This is a genomic window from Natrialba asiatica DSM 12278 (genome assembly GCF_000337555.1).
Lineage (GTDB): Archaea > Halobacteriota > Halobacteria > Halobacteriales > Natrialbaceae > Natrialba > Natrialba asiatica.
The window spans coordinates 1-21,094 of the sequence record NZ_AOIO01000014.1; the positions used below are offsets into that span (position 1 = coordinate 1).

At 62.5% G+C, this 21,094-nt stretch carries 25 protein-coding genes, 1 tRNA gene and 1 pseudogene; 10 read left to right on the top strand and 17 right to left on the bottom strand.

The annotated features are described in order from the left end of the window. A partial coding sequence (locus C481_RS04670; RefSeq protein WP_006107901.1) for a glutamine synthetase beta-grasp domain-containing protein occupies nucleotides 1-561 on the bottom strand: 561 nt, incomplete at its 3' end. Between the two features lie 126 nt (nucleotides 562-687). Here C481_RS04670 and lrp point away from each other — a divergent pair. Further along, nucleotides 688-1,149 (top strand): HTH-type transcriptional regulator Lrp, encoded by a 462-nt coding sequence (lrp, locus tag C481_RS04675; RefSeq protein ID WP_006107903.1) that lies wholly within the window; start codon nucleotides 688-690, stop codon nucleotides 1,147-1,149. A 133-nt stretch (nucleotides 1,150-1,282) separates the two neighbouring features. Here lrp and C481_RS04680 read toward each other — a convergent pair whose 3' ends face one another. From C481_RS04680 to C481_RS04690, 3 genes are all read right to left on the bottom strand, one after another. Then, on the bottom strand, nucleotides 1,283-2,452 hold the full coding sequence (locus C481_RS04680) for a sodium:calcium antiporter (RefSeq protein ID WP_006107905.1): 1,170 nt from the start codon (nucleotides 2,450-2,452) through the stop codon (nucleotides 1,283-1,285). A 131-nt stretch (nucleotides 2,453-2,583) separates the two neighbouring features. Next, on the bottom strand, nucleotides 2,584-3,681 hold the full coding sequence (locus tag C481_RS04685) for a sodium:calcium antiporter (protein ID WP_006107906.1): 1,098 nt from the start codon (nucleotides 3,679-3,681) through the stop codon (nucleotides 2,584-2,586). A 135-nt stretch (nucleotides 3,682-3,816) separates the two neighbouring features. Next, complete coding sequence (locus C481_RS04690) at nucleotides 3,817-4,098, bottom strand: ArsR/SmtB family transcription factor (RefSeq protein WP_006107908.1); 282 nt, start codon at nucleotides 4,096-4,098, stop codon at nucleotides 3,817-3,819. 115 nt (nucleotides 4,099-4,213) lie between these two features. On the opposite strand from C481_RS04690, the gene C481_RS04695 reads away from it, so the two are divergent. Further along, nucleotides 4,214-4,516: an amphi-Trp domain-containing protein gene (locus tag C481_RS04695; RefSeq protein WP_006107910.1), complete on the top strand. Its 303-nt coding sequence runs from the start codon at nucleotides 4,214-4,216 to the stop codon at nucleotides 4,514-4,516. Nucleotides 4,517-4,700: 184 nt separating this feature from the next. On the opposite strand, the gene thsB is transcribed toward C481_RS04695, so the two are convergent. Next, a complete protein-coding gene (gene thsB / locus C481_RS04700; protein WP_006107911.1) occupies nucleotides 4,701-6,353 on the bottom strand; it encodes a thermosome subunit beta in 1,653 nt (550 codons plus the stop codon). A gap of 207 nt (nucleotides 6,354-6,560) precedes the next feature. Next, entirely contained in the window at nucleotides 6,561-7,394 is an 834-nt protein-coding gene (locus tag C481_RS04705; RefSeq protein ID WP_006107912.1) for an SOS response-associated peptidase, read from the bottom strand. Nucleotides 7,395-7,573: 179 nt separating this feature from the next. Between C481_RS04705 and C481_RS22905 the strand changes: the two genes are divergently transcribed. Further along, nucleotides 7,574-7,705, top strand: coding sequence for a hypothetical protein (locus tag C481_RS22905; protein ID WP_006107914.1), 132 nt, complete (start codon nucleotides 7,574-7,576; stop codon nucleotides 7,703-7,705). A 96-nt stretch (nucleotides 7,706-7,801) separates the two neighbouring features. Here C481_RS22905 and C481_RS04710 read toward each other — a convergent pair. The 8 genes from C481_RS04710 to C481_RS04745 all read right to left on the bottom strand — a co-directional run bounded on the left by C481_RS04710 (nucleotide 7,802) and on the right by C481_RS04745 (nucleotide 13,346). Then, nucleotides 7,802-7,882 (bottom strand) — tRNA-Ser (locus C481_RS04710). Nucleotides 7,883-7,909: 27 nt separating this feature from the next. Then, the gene (locus C481_RS04715) at nucleotides 7,910-8,155 is read right to left on the bottom strand and encodes a hypothetical protein (RefSeq protein ID WP_006107915.1); all 246 of its coding nucleotides are present in this window, start codon (nucleotides 8,153-8,155) and stop codon (nucleotides 7,910-7,912) included. Nucleotides 8,156-8,190: 35 nt separating this feature from the next. Further along, nucleotides 8,191-8,571, bottom strand: coding sequence for a Rid family detoxifying hydrolase (locus C481_RS04720; RefSeq protein WP_006107916.1), 381 nt, complete (start codon nucleotides 8,569-8,571; stop codon nucleotides 8,191-8,193). A gap of 69 nt (nucleotides 8,572-8,640) precedes the next feature. Further along, entirely contained in the window at nucleotides 8,641-9,852 is a 1,212-nt protein-coding gene (ilvA, locus tag C481_RS04725; RefSeq protein ID WP_006107918.1) for a threonine ammonia-lyase, read from the bottom strand. A 384-nt stretch (nucleotides 9,853-10,236) separates the two neighbouring features. After that, a complete protein-coding gene (citZ, locus tag C481_RS04730; protein WP_006107920.1) occupies nucleotides 10,237-11,385 on the bottom strand; it encodes a citrate synthase in 1,149 nt (382 codons plus the stop codon). A gap of 188 nt (nucleotides 11,386-11,573) precedes the next feature. Beyond that, a complete protein-coding gene (locus tag C481_RS04735; RefSeq protein WP_006107922.1) occupies nucleotides 11,574-11,951 on the bottom strand; it encodes a VOC family protein in 378 nt (125 codons plus the stop codon). 134 nt (nucleotides 11,952-12,085) lie between these two features. Then, on the bottom strand, nucleotides 12,086-12,451 hold the full coding sequence (locus tag C481_RS04740) for a cell division protein SepF (protein WP_006107924.1): 366 nt from the start codon (nucleotides 12,449-12,451) through the stop codon (nucleotides 12,086-12,088). Nucleotides 12,452-12,887: 436 nt separating this feature from the next. Beyond that, entirely contained in the window at nucleotides 12,888-13,346 is a 459-nt protein-coding gene (locus C481_RS04745) for a DUF5807 family protein (RefSeq protein WP_049904442.1), read from the bottom strand. Nucleotides 13,347-13,944: 598 nt separating this feature from the next. Here C481_RS04745 and C481_RS04750 point away from each other — a divergent pair. After that, complete coding sequence (locus tag C481_RS04750; protein WP_006107927.1) at nucleotides 13,945-14,442, top strand: PadR family transcriptional regulator; 498 nt, start codon at nucleotides 13,945-13,947, stop codon at nucleotides 14,440-14,442. Between the two features lie 39 nt (nucleotides 14,443-14,481). On the opposite strand, the gene C481_RS04755 is transcribed toward C481_RS04750, so the two are convergent. Both C481_RS04755 and C481_RS04760 read right to left on the bottom strand, forming a co-directional pair. Then, nucleotides 14,482-14,916, bottom strand: a complete 435-nt coding sequence (locus C481_RS04755) for a DUF7112 family protein (RefSeq protein WP_006107929.1) — start codon at nucleotides 14,914-14,916, stop codon at nucleotides 14,482-14,484. 25 nt (nucleotides 14,917-14,941) lie between these two features. Then, nucleotides 14,942-15,337, bottom strand: coding sequence for a 30S ribosomal protein S6e (locus C481_RS04760; RefSeq protein ID WP_006107931.1), 396 nt, complete (start codon nucleotides 15,335-15,337; stop codon nucleotides 14,942-14,944). Between the two features lie 266 nt (nucleotides 15,338-15,603). Here C481_RS04760 and C481_RS04765 point away from each other — a divergent pair, with 266 nt between their 5' ends. The 5 genes from C481_RS04765 to C481_RS04785 all read left to right on the top strand — a co-directional run bounded on the left by C481_RS04765 (nucleotide 15,604) and on the right by C481_RS04785 (nucleotide 20,059). Continuing rightward, nucleotides 15,604-15,882 carry a hypothetical protein gene (locus C481_RS04765; RefSeq protein WP_006107932.1) on the top strand — a complete coding sequence of 93 codons (279 nt, stop codon included), beginning with the start codon at nucleotides 15,604-15,606 and terminating at the stop codon, nucleotides 15,880-15,882. A 52-nt stretch (nucleotides 15,883-15,934) separates the two neighbouring features. Next, nucleotides 15,935-16,753 carry a TetR/AcrR family transcriptional regulator gene (locus C481_RS04770; protein WP_006107934.1) on the top strand — a complete coding sequence of 273 codons (819 nt, stop codon included), beginning with the start codon at nucleotides 15,935-15,937 and terminating at the stop codon, nucleotides 16,751-16,753. Nucleotides 16,754-16,797: 44 nt separating this feature from the next. Continuing rightward, complete coding sequence (locus C481_RS04775; protein ID WP_241434653.1) at nucleotides 16,798-18,213, top strand: hypothetical protein; 1,416 nt, start codon at nucleotides 16,798-16,800, stop codon at nucleotides 18,211-18,213. A 144-nt stretch (nucleotides 18,214-18,357) separates the two neighbouring features. Continuing rightward, a complete protein-coding gene (locus C481_RS04780) occupies nucleotides 18,358-18,702 on the top strand; it encodes a hypothetical protein (RefSeq protein WP_006107936.1) in 345 nt (114 codons plus the stop codon). Nucleotides 18,703-18,817: 115 nt separating this feature from the next. Then, nucleotides 18,818-20,059 (top strand): MBL fold metallo-hydrolase, encoded by a 1,242-nt coding sequence (locus C481_RS04785; RefSeq protein WP_006107937.1) that lies wholly within the window; start codon nucleotides 18,818-18,820, stop codon nucleotides 20,057-20,059. Between the two features lie 26 nt (nucleotides 20,060-20,085). Here C481_RS04785 and C481_RS04790 read toward each other — a convergent pair. Continuing rightward, a pseudogene (locus C481_RS04790) lies at nucleotides 20,086-20,232 on the bottom strand (restriction endonuclease); the annotation flags it as partial. A 154-nt stretch (nucleotides 20,233-20,386) separates the two neighbouring features. On the opposite strand from C481_RS04790, the gene C481_RS04795 reads away from it, so the two are divergent. Further along, entirely contained in the window at nucleotides 20,387-21,088 is a 702-nt protein-coding gene (locus C481_RS04795) for a hypothetical protein (protein WP_006107941.1), read from the top strand. The last annotated feature ends 6 nt before the right edge of the window (nucleotides 21,089-21,094 follow it).

A 21,094-nucleotide genomic window follows, 5' to 3' on the forward strand; every position in this document is an offset into this window, starting at 1 on the left:
CTCGAAACCCATGCTCTCGAGGCCGTAAATGATGTCCCGACGCACGTCGCTCGCGAGGTCCTTCGGCGCGAGGTCGAAGTAGCCGCCCGCGTCGTTCGTCGTCGTCGTCGCGCGACCCACCTCGTCCTCCTCGAACAGGAAGAACTCCGGCTCCGGCGCGGCGTTGACCGTGTACCCCATCTCCTCGGCGCGGTCGAGAGCGCGCTTGAGCACGTAGCGCGGATCGCCTTCGAACGGCTTACCCGTCGAGGTGTTCACGACATCGCAGATCAGGCGAGCGGATGCGCCCTCGTCGCGATCGCGCCACGGCAAGATTGCGAACGTCTCCGGATCGGGCGTCAGTCGCATGTCCGATTCCTGAATCCTGACAAACCCCTCGATCGAAGAACCGTCGAAGTAGATGCCCTCGGTAAACGCCTTCTCGGCCTGACGGGCAGGGACCGAGACGTTCTTTACCGTTCCAAGAATATCAGTAAATTGGAGACGAAGAAAGTCAATATCGTTCGCCTCGATCTCGTCGAGAACCTCCTGTTCGGCACTCGTAATGTTTCCGCTTGTCATCTTTCTCGTCGTGGTAGCCAAGTAACTCGCCGACTAAAACCCTACTGCTCTAAGCAAATCTTCGATCACTCCGCCGGAATTGTATATTCGTAAATTTCTAAAGGCCAGGCTGAGTGGATAGACGTGATGACGTACGAAAATCTCGATGCAAAATTAGTAAATGCCCTTCTGGGCGACGGACGTGCGAGCCTCCGCAGCCTCGCCGAAGAACTCGACGTCTCCGTGACGACCGTCTCGAACCACCTCTCGGATCTGGAGGACCAAGGCGTCATCGAGGGCTACACCCCTCGGATCGATTACGATGCGGTCGGCTACGACGTTACCGCCGTCATCCAGTTGCAGGTCGAGGGGAACGCACTCCCGGACATCACGGACACGCTCCGTGACCACCGCCAGATGATCAGCGTCTACGAAGTCACCGGTGACTACGACGTGATCGCTATCGGCAAGTTCAAAGATACGGACGGCATGAACGACCAGATCAAGGAGCTACTGACGGACCCGGACATCAAAGCCTCGAACACGAGCGTCGTCCTCAACGCCGTCTCCGAGAACGAACAGTTCGAACTCGACGTCGACCGCTCCTAACGGACCGCTCGGGTCACAATCGTCCGAATTGTTCGATCGGAAACTCTCGAGTTCATGATCTCCCGGATCCGACAGCTATCGGTAACAGCGTCACGGAACGGCCATCGTGTGCAGCTACTGTCACCGCACGGGATCACGCGTAGTTCACGACCCAGTAGCCGCCATAGATGACGAGCAGTACCACGCCGCCGAGACGGGTTATGCGGCCGCGCGCCAGCATACCCGTCACGATGACCAGACAGACCAGAAAGACCGGCCAGTGGACGGTCATCACGGCACCCGTCGTGTCCACCGGGTGAAGGGCGGCGATGAGTCCCGCGTTTGCGGTCACGTAGAAGACCGTGCTCCCGACGATGTTCCCGACCGCGAGTTCGGGACGGCGTCGCCGGACCGGTTCGACGGTGAGTGCGAGCTCTTCGATCGAGGCGACGAAACTCAGGACCGTCGCGCCGAAGGCGAGTTCGGAGACGCCGAACGCGACGAAGATGGCTTCGGCGCTGAGGACGGTGAGCAGCGAGCCGGCAGTCAGACCGACGGTCGCGACGACGGCGACGCCGAGGGCGAACGCGCCGCTGCGGTCGTCGAGGTTCGGGACGAGGATGAACTCGTCGAGATCGAAGTCTCTCTTGTCGTGTGCCTCGCCCGGTTCCGACTGCTCGTCGTCGGTCGCCGGTGGTCGATCATCGGTAGCGTCCTGGGGTGCGGGAGGGTGACTGTCCGCTTCGTTGCCGGAGCCGTCGTACTCGACGGGCGTCTCGCGGTCGGCCGATTCCGTCGGTGGGGTTCGGTCGTTCGATTCGTCCGTGGAAGTGATGACGCCCTCGAGATCGTCTGCGAGCAGGTACGTCGTCTCGGATCGTCGCTCGTACCAGTAGATGCCGACCAGCAACGGGACGAACAACACCGTTAACGCGACGCCGTCGATTCGATCGATCGTTCCGCCGAGCGAGAACACGAACGCCGGGAGCGGAGCGAGAATAAGGAGCGCCAGATAGACGGTCGGAACGTCCATGCGGAACGGGACGAGCAGCCCGGCGATACCGACGGCGACGGCGAGGACGAACAGCGCCTCACCGAAGACGGTTCCGAGCGCGAGATCGGGCAGGGAGACCGCGGCCGCCGTAACGCCGAGAACGCCGTTTTCGAGGTCGACGCCGGCGAGGACGACCGCGAGGAAGAACCCCGAGACGCCGAGTGAGACCGCACTCCGGGCGACGGCGTCGATGAACACCTCGACGGAGTAGATGACCGTCACCACCCCGAGAAGGAACAGACCGAGGAAGGCTGCTTCCTGGGCGACCATACGCGTCTAGACGTGGGGAGACACTTAATTCGAAACGCCGACTCGAGAGCGTCGACCTGCGAGCCGATCGGTTACACGCTGCGAGCCGATTCGAGACGGTACAAGACGTTTCGAGACGACGCGAAACGTCCTTAGCCCGGAGCCGGAATCCCGCCGAAGACGAGCAGCGCGACGATCCAGTAGGCGCCATAAAGGCCGACGAGCGTGTAGCCGTGCCACCGCCGGAGTCGCCCGGTCGAGACGAAATACGCGGCAAGTCCGGTCATCGCTATCACCGCCGGGAGGTGAAAGACGATCACGGCGCGCGGGATCACCACGTCGCCGACGAACATGATGACGCCGACGTTCGCCGTCACGGAGAAGATTACGCTCCCGACGATGTGACCGATCCCGATCTCCGGAATGCCCCGTCGGACCGGCTCGATCGTCAACAGAAGGTTCTCGAACGTCAATACCAGCGTCAGGACGGTCGCACCGAACACCGTCTCCTCGATCCCCCACGCCTCGACGATCACTTCCGAACCCGTCTCGAGCAGGATCGCCCCTGCGACGATACCGACGAGCGAGACGATCGCCAGTCCGAGCCAGAACAGCCCCTCGTACGCCCGGTCGGCGACGTATCGATCCTCCGGGATTTCCTCCAGGACGGTCCTGATATTGATATCCGAAATCTTGAGTTCGTCTATGGCAACGCCACCGTCCGCTTCGATGCGCTCCGCGATCTCCGAGTCCCGAAAGACCGGCACGTCGCGCTGGAACTCTCGGTACACGATATACCCGAAGCAGACGATGAAGATGCCGACAAGCGCCACTCCGTGAACGACGGCCAGCGTCTCCACGAACAGGAACGGGACCAGTACGAGCGGCGACACGGCGAGCAACAGCAGATAATCCCGCGGAATCTCGGCCGGGAACGGTCGATAGATCGCCGCACCGGCGAGCGTAATCCCCGTAATCGCTAGCGCAGTTCCGAGCGCCGTTCCGAGCGCCACCTGCTCGAGTTCTCCCGCACCGAACACCAGCGCGATCGCCGTGTCGTCGAACTCGATGCCCGTAAAGACGATTGCCAGTGCGAAAATCGAGACGCCCAAGCCGAGCGCTGCGCGCGTGAGATAGCTGATGAGCTTTTCGACGCTATACGTCAGTACGACGGCCCCCAGAAGTAGTACCACGTACGCCATCCACGCCCCCTGCGACTCGATGATCTCTTCGAGCACGGCCTCGATCATACCCTATTCCACGACGAAAGAGCGCATATAGCTATCAGCCCGTATAGACGAGTTCAGTGGAATTCTATACACGGCAGTGAAACGCCGCCGAGACGAGCGGTCGCACCCTTCGATAACCTATGGTTGTGAACTGGACTAATCCGTCTCGCTGATCGGATCGGCCTGCAGGACGAACGTTCGTTCCGGCGGCGGCGCGAGTTGCAACTCCACGGCCGCCGTGAGCCGATAGTACTTCCGATTCCCCCGCATATACCAATCGACCAGTTCGGCCTCCTCTAACGTCGAGAGGTGGTGGGCCGCCGTCTTGCCGTCCATCCCGATCACGTCCGTCAATTCCGAGACGTACTTCGGTTCCCGAGAGAGTTCCCGCAGGATCTCGAGTCGAGTGCCGTTGCCCATCGCCTCGATGAGTGACATACGTTCACATTCGATGCGCGCCCACAGAAGCGTTGTGTCGGTACGGAACTCGTACTTACCGGATTTCGTGTACGTCGGTCCAGGTTTATGCCTGTCGTCGTCGTATCCCGCTCGTATGAGCGACCGCGTCAACGTCCCCGACGACACCGACCACGACTCCCGAACGATTACGGACGGCTTTTTCGAACGGGAAATTCACCTGTCCCGACAGGAGACCGCCACGTTCCTTCGCGACCTCGCGGATCAACTCGAGGCAGAGACGACCGTTACCGTCGCCGGCTCGGACTGGGAAATCCCCTTCGACTACCGCGAACCCATCGAAGTCGAAATCGAGTTCACGAAACAGCGCGAGCGCGAACTCGAAATTGAACTCGAGTTCAGCGAGGCCGAGGACGGATCGGGGTTGTCGGTTCGGTAGTCGCAGTCCGTCTGGTTTCGCTCTGGAGCGGCCGAAGCGTTCGAAGCGAGTGCTGCAGTCAGTACTGAGTACGGACAAAAAACACGGATGCCACGTCGGGTCCGGATACGAAGTGATCGAAACGCGGGACGAGTTCGGTTGCGAGTGTCGAGTGAGCGTAGAGTAGTGAGTGTCGCGGCCTGAATTACATCATGCCGCCCATGCCGCCGCCCATACCGCCCATGCCGCCGGCACCTGGGGCACCGCCCTCGTCGTCGCCCTTGTCGGTCGAGAGGTCGCCGGCGGAGATGATGTCGTCGATTTTGAGCACGAGGTTCGCCGCTTCAGCGGCGGACGTGACCGCCTGCTCTTTGGCGTGGGCCGGCTCGACGACGCCGGTCTCGTTGGTGTTTTCGATGTCGCCCGTGAAGACGTTCAGACCGGCTTCGACGTCGCCCTCGTCGTGGGCCGCACGCAGGTCGACGAGCGTGTCGATGGAGTCCAGTCCGGCGTTCTCGGCGAGCACGCGCGGGACGAGTTCGAGCGAGTCGGCGAAGGCCTCGACGGCGAGCTGTTCGCGACCCGAGACGGAGTCGGCGTAGTCGCGCAGGCGCGAGGCGAGTTCGACTTCGATTGCGCCGCCGCCGGCCAGCACGCGGCCGTCGGAGACGGTCTGAGCGACGACGTCGAGCGCGTCGTTGACGCCGCGTTCGAGTTCGTCGACGACGTGGTCGGTCGAGCCGCGCAGCAGGAGCGTAACGCCGTGGGCGTTCTCGCCCTCGACGTAGAACAGTTCGTCTTCATCGTCGCGGGTAAGGTCTCCGTGGCCGAGGTCCGCGGCGGTCGCACTGCCGAGGTCGGAGACGATGGCCGCGTTGACGACCTCCGAGAGGAACTCGAGGTCGCTCTTTTTCGCGCGGCGGACGGCGAGGATGCCTTCCTTGGCGAGGTAGTGCTGTGCGAGGTCGTCGATTCCCTTCTGGCAGAGGACGACGTCAGCACCGAGAGCGGCGATCTGCTCGACTTTCTCCTGGAGCTGTTTCTCTTCGCGGTCGAGGAACTGCTGGAGCTGATCGGGGTCCGTGACGGAGACTTCGGTGTCGATGTCGGTCTCTTCGACCTCGATGGGCTCGTTCAGCAGCAGGATGTCGGCGTCCTGGGCCTCGTTCGGCATGTTGTCGTGGACCGGGTCCTTGTCGACGATGCCGCCCTCGAGGAGGTCGGACTCGCCGGTACTGTGACCGGTCTGGGTCTCGATGTTCAGGAACTCGAGGTCGACGACGTTGTTGCCCTCGTCGTCCTCGACGGTGACCTGGCGGATGGCCTCGACGATGAGTTCGGCGAGGTGCTCCTTGTTGACCTCGGTCCCCTTACCGGTCATCGAGGTTTCGGCGACCGAGCGCAGGAGGTCCTCGTCCTCGGTGTCGACTTCGGTCGCGATGTCGTTGATCTCCTCGCGAGCCTGCTCGCTCGCCATGTGGAAGCCCTTGATGATCGCCGTCGGGTGGATGTCCTGTTCGATGAGATCCTCGGCGTTCTTCAGGAGTTCACCGGCGATCGAGACGGCGGTCGTGGTGCCGTCTCCGGCCTCGTCTTCCTGCGTTTCGGCGACCTCGATGATCATCTCGGCCGTCGGGTTGTCGATGTCCATCTCCTGAAGGATGGTGACGCCGTCGTTGGTGATGGTGACCGACCCCATCGAGTCGACGAGCATCTTGTCCATCCCTTTCGGGCCGAGTGTCGATTTGACGGATTCAGCGACCGCGCGAGCGGCGCTGATGTTGTAATCCTGCGCGTCCTTGTCCTTGACGCGCTGGGAGTCCTCGCTCATGACGATCATCGGCTGTCCCTGCTGCATTCGCTGGCTCATAGTCAGCCGAACCATTGATTGTGCTTCTACATAAATCCATCGCTATCGACGGATTTCAACTGTCGAACGAGACCCACTCGCAGACGAGAAAACCACAGTAGTGCGCGCCGGTGATCGATCCACAGCGATGAACTCGTTCACGCACGAGGATGGGGCACAGAACGGAAAACGCCACCATATTTAAGTATGGCCGAGTCACGCTCGCGTCGATTCGACGAGCGACGGTGACTCGACACTCGGGTCGTTAACCGCGGTTGAGACCGGATAAGCGCGCATTTCTTCGGTCGGGTAGGGCCGGAGAACGTCCGACGGGTCGTCGTCCGAAAGCCACTGCCGTTCGTCGGCCGGATCGAGAATCACGGCCATCCGGTGGTGCAGGTCCGCCACGAGTTCGTTCGGCTCGGTCGTGACGATGGTGAACGTCTCGAGCGGACCGCGTTCGGGCGCGTCAGCTGTACCGCCGCCGAACGCGTCGAGGCCGGCCTGGGTCGTCTCGCCACCCTGATCCGGCTCGCGTCGTACCCACAGTCCGGCCAGAGCGAACGGCCGGTCGTCCTCGAAGGCGACCCGGTAGGGCTGTTTGCCGTCGTCGGTCTCGGCCCATTCGTAGAAGCCGTCTGCTGGCACGAGACAGCGACCTGCAGCCGGCGTTTCGGATTCGGATTCGGAACCGGCGTCGGACCCGACTCCGGATTCCGCCGTTCCACCACCGGGAGCCCGCTGTCGGTACGCATCCCGAAAACTCGGCTTCTCGGCCACCGTCTCCGCACGCGCGTTGACGATCCCGCCGGCACCGTCGTCGGCCCACGACGGCACCAGTCCCCACTCGAAGCGCTGGATCGTCGTCGGTGCATCGCTCGTGATAACCGGCAGTTGCTGACCCGGTGCCATGTTGTACCGCGGCGCGAACGCTTCGACTTCCGATCCCGAACTCGAGTCGACCGTCGCGTCGGCCCCAGGCGCGAACCGTGCCCCGAATCGATCCTCGAGTTCATCTTGCTGGAGGGTGAGCGTATAGCGACCGCACATACTGTCCCCATCGCGTGGCACGGCTAAAGCGTTGTCCGCTCGCGAGCGCGATACTGTTCCGCGCGGGACAATCGCGAGCTAAAGACGGTCTTCGTTCCGCGTATGTTTCCCTTACCGTCACGAGCGCCGATCGTAGGGCCATCGTTACGATAGGGATCCTCGGCGGAGTTCGCGACAGGATGACCGCAACCGAGACCGAGGGCGGCCGCTACGAAACCGTGGTCAGGCAAGACGGACTGTTCGAGATCAGAGACCGCGACGAAGCAAACTGCTGGATCGCAACGGACGCGCCCGCCGAACTCGAGCGGTGAGGCTTTACACCGCCGCTGCGCCACGGGTATGAGACAGGGTGCTGACGGGCAACCTCGCTCGGAGTCAAACACCCTCGCAGAGAAGATAATGGAAAGCGCCAGGACAGGGATTTGAACCCTGAATCCCAAAGGGAACACGCTTTCCAGGCGTGCGCCTTACCGTTCGGCCATCCTGGCTCACTTGTCCGTAACCACGTCCGTCGTTTAACTCTTACTTTTACCGTCGGACGACGATTTGGGGTCCGACCGAGCCGTCGCCCGCGCTGCGAGACGGTGCTCCAGAACGTAGGCACCGATACCCGCCGCGGTTCCGACGCAGACGGCGATGACGACTCCTGTGCCGATCGACACCAGCGGCTCGACGACCAGGGCGTACCCCTGGAGGAGGGTCAGAAACGCCATCGCGCCGACCGCACCCCACAGGAGGGCGGATTTGAGACGTGGGTTCATGCGCTCCACTGGAGTTGGACTGAGTCGCTGGCCGGTCACTCGAGCGACGCAATCGCTTCGACTTCGATCCCGACGCCCTTCGGCAGCGCGGCGACCTCGATCGCGCTCCGGGCCGGCGGCTCGTCGTCGAAATAACTCGCGTACGTTTCGTTCATCGCGTCGAACGCCTCGATGTCGTCGAGGAAGACCGTGACCTTGAGGATGTCCGAGGGAGCCGCGCCCTCGGCTTCGAGCACCGCGACGAGGTTGTCGAGCGCCTGCTCGGCCTGCGTTTCGATCGGTTCGTCGTCGAGCACGTCGCCGTCCGTGGTAAGCGGAATCTGGCCGGCCGTAAACAGCAGCGAGTCGTCGGTCGTCGCCTGGCTGTACGCGCCGACCGCGGCGGGTGCCTCGTCGGTTTCGATGATCCGTTTCACAGGCACCAACTCTCGACGATCGACCTTAAATGCAAGCGAAACGGCTCCGCCCCGCGACGGGGTGCGTGGTTACGCCAGCGTATCGACCGGATAGCCGTCCTCGCGAAGCGCCTCGAGAAACGCATCGACGTGGTCGGGACCGCGCATCTCGAGTTCGATTTCGACTTCGGTATCGCTCATCTCGACCTCACGCGAGGTGCGGTCGTGGTGGATCGCGTAGATGTTGACCTGGTACTCGGTGAAGATTTCGAGCAGTTGTTCGAGCGCGCCGGGTTGGTCCTTGAGGACGGTCCGGATCTTCAGGTAGCGACCGGTTTCGACGAGGCCGCGGACGATGACGTTGGTGAGCGTGTTGAGGTCGATGTTCCCCCCGGAGAGGACGGGGACCACGGTTTCGCCCTCGTCGTAGTCGAACTTCTCGAACAACAGGGCGGCGAGGGGGACCGCGCCAGCGCCTTCGACCAGCGTCTTCGACCGTTCGAGCAGGTAGACCGTCGCGACGGCGATTTCGGGGTCCGAAACGGTGACGACCTCGTCGACGTGCTCTTGAATGTGGCGAAACGGCTTCTCGCCGACGCTCCGTGTTGCGATTCCGTCGGCGATCGTGTCGACGCCGTCGAGCGCGATCCGCTCGCCCTTCTCGAGCGATTTCGCCGCGCTCGAGGCGCCGTCCGCCTGGACGCCGATGACACGGGTGTCCGGCTTGCGCTCCTTGATTGCGGTCGCGACGCCGCTGATGAGTCCGCCGCCGCCGATCGGGACGACCACGGTGTCGGGATCCGGGCAGTCCTCCAGAATCTCGAGGCCGATCGTTCCCTGGCCCGCCATCACGAACTCGTCGTCGAAGGCGTGGACGTAGGTCCGATCCTCCTCGCGTTCGAGTTCGTGTGCGCGCTGGGCGGCCTCGTTGTAGTCGGTGCCGGCGAGGACGACCTCGGCACCGTAGTTGCGGGTCGCCTTGACCTTCGAGATGGGGGCGTGCTCGGGCATGACGATCGTCGAATCGACGCCGGAGCGTGTCGCGGCGAGGGCGACGCCCTGGGCGTGATTCCCTGCGCTCGCGGTGACGACACCGGCGTCCTTCTCGGCGTCCGAGAGCGTCGCGACGCGGTTCGTCGCGCCGCGGATCTTGAACGAGCCAGTGCGCTGGAAGGTTTCGAGTTTCAGGTGGACTTCGGCACCGGTCATCGACGAATAGGTGTGTGAATATTCCAGCGGTGTGTGTCGGGATGTTTCACGGACTCGGTCGAGAGCCTCGAGAACGGCAGTAAGATCGAGCATATGCGTGACTATCGGGCAACTACTGTAAGACTGTCGGGGAAGACTCGAGCGGGCGGCCCACCCCCACCCCGACAGGACAGGAGCGTGTTGCCGGACCGGCAACACGACAGGGAACAGGGAATGCACGGCGTGTGACGTGCGAGTGTAGACGAGAACGCAGGAACCATAAAACCCATCCCTCCAAAGTGAAAGTGAAATCGGCGGACGGCGTCGGGGGATCTGAGGCGTCAGACGTCCGGCGGACGACTGTCATCTACGGCTGAAAGGGGTGCGATATCTCGAACACGGTGCACCTCTCCCTCGCCGGTACGAGAGTGCAACCCGATGCGTCGGCGCTCGTCCCTCGTTAAAAAAGAACGATCGGTCGGTCGAACGCGACGCTCGTTATCGGTCGTCGATCGAGACGAACTCCCGTGTGTCCGGACCGGTGTAGCGGGCTCGCGGGCGGATGAGGCGATTATCCTCCTGATATTCGAGGACGTGTGCGATCCAGCCCCCGGCACGACTCATGGCGAAGATCGGGGTGTACATGTCGATCGGGATGCCGAGCTGGTAGTAGACCGAGCCCGAATAGAAGTCGACGTTCGGGGCGATGCCCTTCTCGACTAAGCCCTTCTCCTCGGTGAGGTACTGTTCGATGGTCGTGGTGTAGTTGTACCACTTGGATTCGCCGTTTTCGGCGAGTTCTTCGCTGCGTTCTGCGAGGATCTTCGCTCGGGGGTCTTTGACGTTGTAGACGCGGTGGCCGAAGCCCGGAATCCGACGGCCTTCCTCGGTGGCTTGTTCGATCCATTCGCGGTGATCGAGGTCGCTCTCGTCGATTTCGATCAACACTTCCATGACGTCCTGATTCGCGCCGCCGTGGAGCGGTCCGGAGAGCGCACTGACGCCGCCGGTGACGGCGCTGTAGATGTCGGCCATCGTCGAACCGATCACCATCGACGTGAAGGTGGAGGCGTTCAGGCCGTGATCAGCGTGCAGGATGAGTGCCTGATCGAACGTTTCGGCGGCGATGTCGTCCGGTTGCTCGCCCGTCAGCATGTAGAGGAAGTTGGCAGCCAGTCCCAGGTCGGGGCGGGGATCGACCGGCTCGTCACCGAGGCGATAGCGTTCGAAGGCGGCGAGTGCGGTCGGGATTTTGGCGGTGATGCGGCGTCCCTGCCGGAGCGTCGCATCGAGGTCCTCCGGATCGGCGTCCGACTCGGGTTCGGTCGCCGAGAACATCGAGACGGCAGTTCGGAGCGCGGCCATCGGCCGTTCCTCGGCGTCGGCGAGGCGCTCCATCGTCGAGAGCACGTCGTCGCTAACCGTCCGCTCCTCGGTCAGCGCATCGGTGAACGACGCGAGTTCATCCGCGTTCGGGAGGTGGCCGTGCCAGAGGAGGTAGAGGACTTCCTCGTAGGATGCGCCACGGGCGAGATCCTCGATCGTGTAGCCGCGGTAGATCAGCTGTCCCGCGTCACCGTCGATCGAGCTCAGGTCGGACTCTGCGACCAGTACGCCCTCGAGCCCTTTTTTAAGGTCGTCTGCCATACCCTGGAATTTCCGTCGCCCATGGAAAAGTATTATCGTTTTCTCCTTATTACCGGTCAGATCTGCTGCTATCCGGTATACTGGCCGATTTATGGCCGTTGAGACCTCCTCACAATGGTTTGTGGGGACATACCGTGTCTGATTCGCTGCCGCGGATTTCGGCCGGACGGCGGCTATCGGCCGAATCGTCACCGATCCAGTCGCTCGACGAGTTCGACGACGTACCCGTTCGGGTCTTCGACGAACGCGACGCGGCGGTTGATGTGGCTCATCGTCTCCGGCTCCGCCTGCACGGGCGGGTCCGCTCGTTCGAGCAGGCGTTCGAAGGTGTCGTCCGTGCTATCGACGCCGACGGCGACGTGGGCCATCGTTCCCGGGTCGATATCGGGGCCGCCCTCGGGGTCGTACTTGAACTGGAATTCCGCGTTCTCGCCGCCGATATAGACGTTTTCGACGCCGTCGTCGGTCGTGAACGACCAGTTCTCGGCCAACCCGAGTCCGTCACAGTAGAACTCGCGCGTTCGGTCGAGATCCGAGGTCCAGAGCGCCGTGTGGATAACATCCATGCGTCTCGGTGATGCGTTCGAGTGGCAAAGCACTACCGACGATCGCGACGCTACGGCAGGCGACAACGTGGGCGGCGAAAGCGGGTGCAGCCCGGTAGAGAACTCGACCGCGACGGAGCGATAGAGACGACGGATTACAACTGCTGACCCAACTTCTCGCGACTAATGCGCACGCCGGTCGGCGTGATAATCATCTGGTCGTCGCCCTTGCGGACGATATCGCCGTCGACCTCCTGTGCCACCTGCCGGAGTTCGTCGACGATGTGTTCGACCGTACTATCCTCGGTTCGCAGTCGGGTGATGTCCGCAATCACGATATCGCCGTCGTAGATCGCGTCCTTGATATCGATCGCATCAGCCTGACTGCCGACTTCCGCGATGTGAACCTGCATCGCCGCCGCGTCGGCTGAACTCGCCGAAACGTCGTCGAGATCCAGTTCGACGTAATCCTCGGCGGTCCGGGACTGGCTGCCGCCGAGAATTTTGCTCATAAGTCCCATTGGCGTTACCCACCGGGGCCGCCAGTATAGTTCTTACGTCAGACGGACTCTCAGCCAACGGTGATTGTCGGGCAATTTTCAACCGATTGAAACGGATTGAGGACGCCGGCCGCGTGTGAACGCAGTATGCGACCGCTTTTGATAACTCGTGTCCCCGCTCGATGTCGTTCAGTGTCTGCGTCCACGAATCCTCCCTTAGACGAGCGAGACGCCCATCGCGGATCTCGGGGAGGCGTACGAACTCGCCGTGCAGGGCTACGGGAATCCTCTCGAGTGATACGCGAACGCCGACGAGGCGGATTCGCTGGACGAGGCGGTAGAAGGCTAACCCCCGGTTCGGGACACCGATTTCATCGCGTTCCGAGTCACGAGTTCGATCGACTGTCTAGCGCGGTGACTCGGTCGTTCGCAGTGAAACGTGAAAAGGGGCGGCGAGTTAGTCCTGCAGCGCCCAGCGGTCGGAGTAAGCCGTTCCACAGGAACACTGCGCGTAGGCGTGGACGACATCTCCCTCGGCGTAGATGCCGCCAACGTCGTCGTTTTGCTCCTCGGCGAAAGCGAAAATGAACTGCGGGTCGTGAGTGTCGTCGGAGGCGGTAGTCTCCGCCTTTGTTTCATCGTTCGCTTCGCGGTCCGGACACCGTCCGCTCGTCAGATCGCTGTCGACGACCCCTTCGAGACTCATCGCGGACTGGGCGAACTCCATGGCTTGCTTTCCGGTCGCTGCCTGGAACGCGTTCCGGCCGCGTTCCCCGTCGACGACGAGTAGAACGCCGTTGTCGACCGCCTGGCCGAACGATTCGAGTCGGTCGTCCGAGACGTACGAGTCGGCCAGAAACAGTGCGATATCGTCGGGCCGGTCACCGGCCAGGAACTCCTCGCGTGCGGTCGTCATGCCCATCAATTGGCTCTGGACGTGGAAAAGGCCGCTGTTGTCGGTCGACATGGTGTGGTGTGCAGTTCGAGAACCACCAGTCGGTTGAGACTGGCAGAGAAAACTCTGCAACGCAGTCACGATACTGCGACCGTTACCGGAGAACCGAACCCGAACCCGAACCCGAACTCTCGACTCACCGTTCCCGATCTGTCCGGTAGCGTACGAATGTCAATTCAGCACGAACGCTATGGCTTCCAGAGGCGCGCGGTATCGTGGCTACACTGGTTGTCAGTGGTAATTACTCTCTTATCGGCCATAACACTTATCAAAATAAATCTAATCTGCCTAGAATCAATACATGTAAGGTGCAGTTGGGTGAATAAGAAAACATCTCGTGAATAAAATCCCAGATAGCGTTAAATATCCACTATCGAAGACAACCAACAGTTATTATGTTAATTCACGTTTCTTGATTTATCTGCGTTCTGTATGGTCGGTTCCCTGTCGTTTATACACCGGTAGAACCAGACCTTCACTCGGCGTGACTGGTACTCGCCGTTCTCGGCAGTGCGTGGCCGGGTGACGGGCGATACCATTCACACATGGGTGATCGTGCATGCGTGAGAATACACAGAACACTGAGTCCGTCTTCGAAGCACTCTCGAAGACGGCTGCGGCCGAGACGGCAGGGGGGCAATCGCCGTCTCCCGCCGCAACCAACGGCCCACCTGACGATGTCGAGCGTGAACTCGACGACCTCCTGGCACAGGCGCTTTCAGTCTTGCCGACCGAGGACATCGAGTTCACTGACGAACTAATCAAAGAGAACCTCGATGAGATCCTGCTGGTGCTTATCACACTTCACGATGGCACCCACGGGGACGAACTCCTGTCGGATCTGTCGCGGTACTTCGATGCGACGTTGAGCCCGGGGACGGTGTATCCGGCGTTACACGCCCTGGAGGAGGCGGGGCACCTCACATTGCAGCGGAAGGTACGGACCAAAGAGTACTCGATCGCCGAGGACGCGACCGTTCAGTCGATGATCGAAGAGACGATGATCCAACAACTGGCGTTCGGGTTGTTGCTCTCTGCGTTTCTGGCGCGGTACTGAGGCCCGTGATTCGTTTTCGAGTGCGCCTTTTCTCGTCCGCTACTCGTCGAGATCCTCCGCGATAGACGAGAGGCTCTCGCTCGGCGGTTCGTACGCGTCGTAGTACGCCGTTGCGCCGGGTTCGCGGAGCCCGTAGAGGTAGTCCGGTTCGACGATATCGACCAGCACTGAACTGCCGGGATCGATGCTGTGGTCATCGGCCCACTCGACGAGTCGGTCGGTACCGCCGCTCGGCTCACGGGCGAGCGACGGTGTCTCGTAAATGCCGGTAACGATGAGGGTGTCGTCGACTAACGCGCGCTCGATACGGGCGAACAGTTCGTCACCGTCGAGGACGATTCTGACGACTTCGTCCGCTGTGAACGCGTCCCGTTCATCGGCGGGAAGCTCCAGTTGGACGCCCGTTGCGGTCTCCGTACACGTCGACCGAACCGTCTGTACTGACGGGTGGTCGCTCGCAATTCGATCTGCCATTGGCGGAAAAATTGTCGGCGGGTCGTTACTCGTCGGCGTCGTCGCCGAGGAGGTCGTCGATGTCGGTGCTGCCGCGGCCGACGATTGCGGCATTGATCTGCGCGACGGCGTCCGAAACTTCGCTACCGCGGACGGTAATCCGACGACGTTCACCGTCGCGGGACGGACGGAAACCGGTCTGTCGGTCCTCCATCAGGACTTCCGTCAGGTTCGCACCGGCAACCTCCCCGTTGAGCGGTCTCCCGGCGTCGTCCGAGCCGCCCGTGATTTCGAGCGTGTAGCCGTCGAGGCCGACGGCGGTGCCGTCGACTTCCTCGCCGATGGCCTTCCCGACGAATCGGTTTGCGTCCTGTTCCGCTGCCTCGAGCTGGTAGGACGACCCGGAGTCGGGGTCGCCAACGACAACAGTGAAACTTGCCATGCACGGGAAAAAACGGTCAGTGCTCAAAAACACATCGAAACATGAGCCACATCGCGTCGGGACGGCGGTAATCGAACCCGCGTGAGCGAGCGGACTCGACGGCACCGCGCCGCCGACCGGAAACCGCTGGCTCGCTCACGGACGGGTCACGCAGCGATTCCCCACACAGAACCGTCGACACAACACGATCCGCGGCCAGAGATCAACGATCACGGCAAACGCCGGTCGCAACCAAGACGTAGGTGTCTCGAACCCCTATACTGCCCATGCAACTCGATCCGGACCGACTCGAAAATCGCCTTCACGACGAGTTCAGCGCGACGGAACCACAGGTTCGGATCGTCGTCCGCCAGGCGGTCGATCTCGCGGAAGCGGGCCAGTACGAGGCTGACGTTGGCGCAGCGGTAACTGCTGGCCTCGTCGTAGCTGAACTCGGTGATGCGCCGTCGGGGACGGTCCCCGAGCGATGGAACTGGTGGATGGGCTCGCTCGAACTCGCCTTTGGCGGCTACGAACGGTTCAGTATTCAGCGGTATCGAACGTGACAGTGGTGGGGAACGAAACGCCTTTTATGCGTTCCTGACCAAAGGGTCAGTAGTGACCGAGACCGACGTTCGTGACGCGATCATGACCGCAACTTACGAGGCGCTGTGTGAGCACGGCTACACCGATCTCACGGCCCAGCACATCGCCGATAGGACGGACAAGAGCAAGTCCCTGCTGTTCTATCACTACGACTCGAAGGAGGATCTCATTGCCGACTTTATCGGCTACCTGACCGAGTGGTTCGACGAACGCGTCACCCAGACGACAGGCCAACCGCCCGTCGATCGGCTAGCGATGATCGTCGACTGGTTCCTCTACGGGTCGCCCGACGCCGACAACGAACGCCGGTCATTTCACACGGCGATGCTCGAACTTCGGACCCAGGCGCCGCACAACGAGCAGTATCTGGAGCAACTCCGCCGGAGTGACGACCATCTTCGAGAGACGATCGAGGAAATCCTCGCGGACGGAATCGAGGCGGGACAGTTCGTCGACCACGATACGGAGGAGATGGCGCTGTTATTGATCGCAACCCTCGACGGCGCACGAATTCGGCAACTCACGCTCGACCGTGATCGGTATCTCGACCAGGTGCGTGCCAGCACCGTCACGCGGCTCTTTGCAGACGTTCTGGCGCCCGACATCGAGTTCCCGTCCAAACTGTCTCGCGACGATATCTCTCCCGCTCACGTCTCCGTCGAGCCCGCTTCAGAGAGCGAGCGAGAGACTGAAAACGAAACGGAAGCCGAGGGCGAGGGCAGTGATGGGGGCGAGACGACGGTCGAGAGCGAGAGTGAGAGTGAAAACAATGCCGGCGACACCGCCAGCGGCCAAGAGACGAACCCCGACACTAGTGATCCGACGGAATGACCGACGGCAGACCAACCCACTAGCCACCACGTACCCAGTAAGCTATGAGCGACCACCCCTCCACAGACGAGCCGACTCGGACCTCTGACGACCCGCTTTCCGACCTTTCCTCCCCGATGCGGGGCGTCGTAGCCGATGCAGTACCACCGCACGAGCGCTCGCTTCCCGTTACGCTCTGTCACCTCGCCGCTGAACTCGGCTCTTCGTCTCCCACCGATCCCGTTCTCGAGTCGGTGACGACCGCCGTCTCGCTCTTTGAAGGGTACGTCCGACTCAGGCTCGAACTGCTGGCTGGTGACCGCTATGCGGGCGACCGGTCTCGCGATACTGCCATCCTCGCGAGTGACTACCTCCACGCTGGCGCGTACGAAGCGATCGCTGACGCCCCGATTCCCGACGCTCGGACGCTCGATCTCTACCGAACGCTTACGTCCGCCTCGACGACGCTCTCCCGACAACTACTGACGCTCGTCGACTCGACCGAGTCCCCCCAATCGACACGGGCGGGAGACCGTCTGCGAGAGCCGAAGTCGGCCGAGAACGCTACGGTCGCTCTCGATCGACAGACAGCAGTGCCACACTCCAGTTCACGGTCTGGTGTCCACTCACCCTCCCACGGGGACCACTCCGACCGATCACAGCAGCCGTCCTCTCACGCCCACACTCAGACGGATCGCACACCGTCTCCGTCCTCGCGGTCACGTTCCGACGCCACCAGGCTGTCCGCGCATCCGATACCCACCCTCGCCGCAACCGCTGCTGAACTCGGTGCCACCGCCGTCGGGGCAACGGAGGAGACGAGAGCTGCAGTGGCAACCTACAGCCGCTCGCTTCTCGCTGCGCTCACCGCCCGCTCCATCGCAACCGACGACGAAGCCCCCCTCGAGATCGCGCTCCGTGAACTCTCGGGACGGGACGACCGTGGACGGTCAGAGTCCGCCGTCGCCGACGAGTTCACCGTCGTTTCCTACACTGAAAGGGAGAGCGCCGAGCGAGCGGGGGACGACGTGGATGGATCTGAAGCCGCGAACCGGGATCGGGATCGGGGTCGGGGTCGAGATCGAGATTTACGAGCGCTGAACTCGGGTCGCGGGACTCCCGCGTTGTCGGTCTGGCCCTCGTTGGCAGTGGTTTCGCAGTCGGTGCCGCCGGTGGGCCACTCGCCGGAGCCGGGGGCGGGGGCGGGGACAGGACCAGGATCAACGTCAGCGACTGCGCCTTCCGAAACCGATAGAGAGATGGACACCGCTGATGAACGTGGGGTGAGTACTGATGCCCTCAACCGTGCACGGCAGGCAGTCGAGACGATCACTGTCGAGGCTGCGGGGGCATCCGACGTTCGGCAGCTCCGGGACCTCCTTGACCGGGCGACACGGCTTCCATTCGAAGCAGATGGGAGTGGGAAACCGGCCGGGTCAGACGACGAGCAAGAACGGGCTGTCAGCGATGATGCGGACTGACCGCGCCGACGAAAAACCGGTGTCGAAACCGAACCCGAAACCGAATTCGAACTCGGACTCGAGATCGGCGACTGAACTCGCCAGCAATCACGGCAGACGAGACTGACTGCGACGGGAACCACACCGATACCACTACCACTACCGATGTCACAGATTCAGCTCCAACCGTCCAATCGGCCACGCTGGCCCGCATACCTGCTGTCCGCATTTATCGCCGGCCTCGGACACTGGTATCTGGGCTACTGGAAACGCGGTGCGAGTTGGTTCGGGCTCTACGTGCTCGCGCTTGCGTTCCTGAGCGCACGGACGGTTTCCGGTGCGTTCGAACCCGGTGACCCCTTCGTCGTTACCGCGTTGCAGTTCGATGCCGTGACCTACACCGACGTTGCAGTCCCGCTCGCCGTGTTACTGGTCTGCCTTCTCGACGTCTATCTGCTCGGCCTCGCGACGGCCCGATCGTCCGAGGACCCGACGACGTCTAACTCGTAGCTGCATGCTGTGATCGGGACGAACTCGACTACCGGTCGACGCGGACAGGGTGAGGTAGCGCCCGAATTGGGACTAACCGACGGTATCAAACGGCCTGAATCGCTAGCTGTCCGCAATGAATATTCGGTTCCTGGGCGGTGCAGGGGAAGTCGGCCGGAGTGCGGTTCTGGTTAACGACCGTCTCCTGCTCGACTACGGGATAAAATCGGGGAACCAGCCGCAGTTCCCGGGCGACGTCGACCCGGAAGCGGTCGTGGCGAGCCACGGCCACCTCGACCACGTGGGAACGATCCCGTCGCTGCTGAGCGGCAGCGCCCGGCCGCCGATCCACTGGACGCCGCCGACGCGCGAGCTCGCACTAACCCTCGCGCGGGACACGTTGAAACTGCACGGGGGCACTCTCCAGTGTCCGTTCACCGAGACGGACGTCCAGCGTGTGACGCAGGTCTCGAAGACCCACGGCTATCGCGAGCCGTTCGAGGCCGCTGGCCACGAGGTGACGTTTTTCGACGCCGGTCACATCCCCGGCTCGGCACACGTGCTTGTTGACGACGGGGAGACCCGACTACTCTATACGGGCGATTTCCACACTGACGACCAGCAGTTAGTGTCCGCCACGACCGCCCGCCCCGACGCCGACGTGGTGGTCTGTGAGAGCACCTATTCCGACGTCGAACACGCGGAACGATCGACGGTCGAAAACCGGTTCGTCGAAAGCGTCGAGCGGACACTCTGGGAGGGCGGCACCGTCGTGATCCCCGCGTTCGCTATCGGACGCACCCAGGAGATGCTGCTGCTCTGCGAGCGACACGATATCCCCTGCTACGTGGATGGAATGGGAAAACGAATCACGGAAATGCTGCAGCACCACCCAACGTTCGTCCGCGACGCAGACGCGCTTCAGCGGGCGAAATCTCACGCTCGGTTCGTCACCGGGCGGGACGGCCAACGGAAGCGTATCGCGGAGCAGAACACGGCGATCATAACCACCAGTGGGATGCTCCACGGCGGCCCCGCGATGACCTACGTCCCGGCGATCCGCTCGAATCCCGTCAACAAGATCGCCATGACCGGCTACCAAGTCGAGGGAACGCCCGGCCGCGACCTGCTCGACACGGGCAGTGCCGAGATCGACGGCCGGCGGATGCCCGTCAGCGCCCGGGTCCAACAGTTCGACTTCTCCGCCCACGCCGACCGAACGGGGCTCCTCGAGTTCATCGAGTCCTATCGGGACGAGACGATCCTCGTGAATCACGGCGACCGCTGTGGGGACTTCGCGGCGGAGCTCCGTGCCGACGGCTTCGACGCGAGCGCTCCCGAACGCGGGGATCGCTGGTCCGACGCCGCCTACCGATAACGAACCGGGCCCGCGCGGTGAATCACCCGGCCGTCGACAACCTCCATCAGAATGTCCCGTCCTTCGTCCGCCGTCCGTGCTGACTGGCTGACGTTCTCGTAGCCGCGGTGACGGAACACGTCGACCATCAGATCCTCGAATTCGTAGCCGGAGAGGTCGTCAAGTAGTGTCATCGCAGATAGCGAGTCTTTCCGCGGCGGTGCCGACAGTCTTTCGGCCGCGACCGTCGGTCATCACGATAGGACGCTGAACTCGGCCGGTTGTCGTCCGCTCGTCGGCCGCCCGTAAGGTGTAGCCTTTTCCCCGCGGGCGAGGTACGCACGACAAATGAGTTCCGTCGAAACCCCACACGAGACGGCGCGGGGATTCGGCCTTTCGGGCCGAGAGGTGCGCGTCATCGGCGGTGCGAGCGTGCTAATGGCGATCAACGTCGCGTTGATGTACGCCTTCGTGGCGACGCCGCTCGCGGTCGTCAACGACTACCTGTTCGGCATCGCGCCGATTCTCGGCGTGGTCGTCTACGGCGCGGCGATCACGGGCGGCCAGCTCGTCGCGGAACGAGGCGTCACCAACGGCGACACGGGAATCGCGTTCGTCGGAATGGTCCTCCTGCAACTCGCGTTCGGCGTCTTCGGCGCCGGCGTCCTCTCGATCGCCCCTGCAGACGTACAACTTCAGGTTCTCGGGCTGACGGCGCTCGTCGTCGCCGTCGTGACGGCGCTGATCTCCGGGTACGTCTACGCGCGCAGTGCCACGTTCGAACACTGGGGACGGTTCGCCAACTTCGCGTTCCTCGGCGGCATCGGCGCCATCGCGATCGGAAGTTTCGTCCTTCCGGAATTGCTGCTCGTCGGCTTCGTGCTGGTGTTCCTGGGCTTTCTGCTTCGACTCGGCTACGAGATTTGGCAAGTCAGAGACAACCGGAACGCCTCGATCGGCTTGCAGACGATCGGCGTCTACATCGCCGTCGCCGGCGTTTTCGTCCACGTGCTCCAGCTCGTGTTGCGGTACGTGCTCTCCCAGGAGTAGCGGGTC

Bases quoted from the DNA above. Each gene is read 5' to 3' on its own strand.
- lrp (WP_006107903.1), top strand. From the start codon at position 688: ATGACGTACGAAAATCTCGATGCAAAATTAGTAAATGCCCTTCTGGGC.
- C481_RS04735 (WP_006107922.1), bottom strand. From the start codon at position 11,951: ATGGATGTTATCCACACGGCGCTCTGGACCTCGGATCTCGACCGAACG.
- ilvA (WP_006107918.1), bottom strand. From the start codon at position 9,852: ATGCTCGATCTTACTGCCGTTCTCGAGGCTCTCGACCGAGTCCGTGAA.
- C481_RS04795 (WP_006107941.1), top strand. From the start codon at position 20,387: ATGAGTTCCGTCGAAACCCCACACGAGACGGCGCGGGGATTCGGCCTT.
- C481_RS04745 (WP_049904442.1), bottom strand. From the start codon at position 13,346: ATGACGACCGCACGCGAGGAGTTCCTGGCCGGTGACCGGCCCGACGAT.
- C481_RS04780 (WP_006107936.1), top strand. From the start codon at position 18,358: ATGTCACAGATTCAGCTCCAACCGTCCAATCGGCCACGCTGGCCCGCA.
- C481_RS04775 (WP_241434653.1), top strand. From the start codon at position 16,798: ATGAGCGACCACCCCTCCACAGACGAGCCGACTCGGACCTCTGACGAC.
- C481_RS22905 (WP_006107914.1), top strand. From the start codon at position 7,574: ATGACCGCAACCGAGACCGAGGGCGGCCGCTACGAAACCGTGGTCAGG.
- C481_RS04705 (WP_006107912.1), bottom strand. From the start codon at position 7,394: ATGTGCGGTCGCTATACGCTCACCCTCCAGCAAGATGAACTCGAGGAT.
- C481_RS04750 (WP_006107927.1), top strand. From the start codon at position 13,945: ATGCGTGAGAATACACAGAACACTGAGTCCGTCTTCGAAGCACTCTCG.
- C481_RS04785 (WP_006107937.1), top strand. From the start codon at position 18,818: ATGAATATTCGGTTCCTGGGCGGTGCAGGGGAAGTCGGCCGGAGTGCG.
- citZ (WP_006107920.1), bottom strand. From the start codon at position 11,385: ATGGCAGACGACCTTAAAAAAGGGCTCGAGGGCGTACTGGTCGCAGAG.
- C481_RS04685 (WP_006107906.1), bottom strand. From the start codon at position 3,681: ATGATCGAGGCCGTGCTCGAAGAGATCATCGAGTCGCAGGGGGCGTGG.
- C481_RS04715 (WP_006107915.1), bottom strand. From the start codon at position 8,155: ATGAACCCACGTCTCAAATCCGCCCTCCTGTGGGGTGCGGTCGGCGCG.
- C481_RS04695 (WP_006107910.1), top strand. From the start codon at position 4,214: ATGAGCGACCGCGTCAACGTCCCCGACGACACCGACCACGACTCCCGA.
- C481_RS04690 (WP_006107908.1), bottom strand. From the start codon at position 4,098: ATGTCACTCATCGAGGCGATGGGCAACGGCACTCGACTCGAGATCCTG.
- C481_RS04680 (WP_006107905.1), bottom strand. From the start codon at position 2,452: ATGGTCGCCCAGGAAGCAGCCTTCCTCGGTCTGTTCCTTCTCGGGGTG.
- C481_RS04755 (WP_006107929.1), bottom strand. From the start codon at position 14,916: ATGGCAGATCGAATTGCGAGCGACCACCCGTCAGTACAGACGGTTCGG.
- C481_RS04765 (WP_006107932.1), top strand. From the start codon at position 15,604: ATGCAACTCGATCCGGACCGACTCGAAAATCGCCTTCACGACGAGTTC.
- C481_RS04740 (WP_006107924.1), bottom strand. From the start codon at position 12,451: ATGGGACTTATGAGCAAAATTCTCGGCGGCAGCCAGTCCCGGACCGCC.
- C481_RS04760 (WP_006107931.1), bottom strand. From the start codon at position 15,337: ATGGCAAGTTTCACTGTTGTCGTTGGCGACCCCGACTCCGGGTCGTCC.
- thsB (WP_006107911.1), bottom strand. From the start codon at position 6,353: ATGCAGCAGGGACAGCCGATGATCGTCATGAGCGAGGACTCCCAGCGC.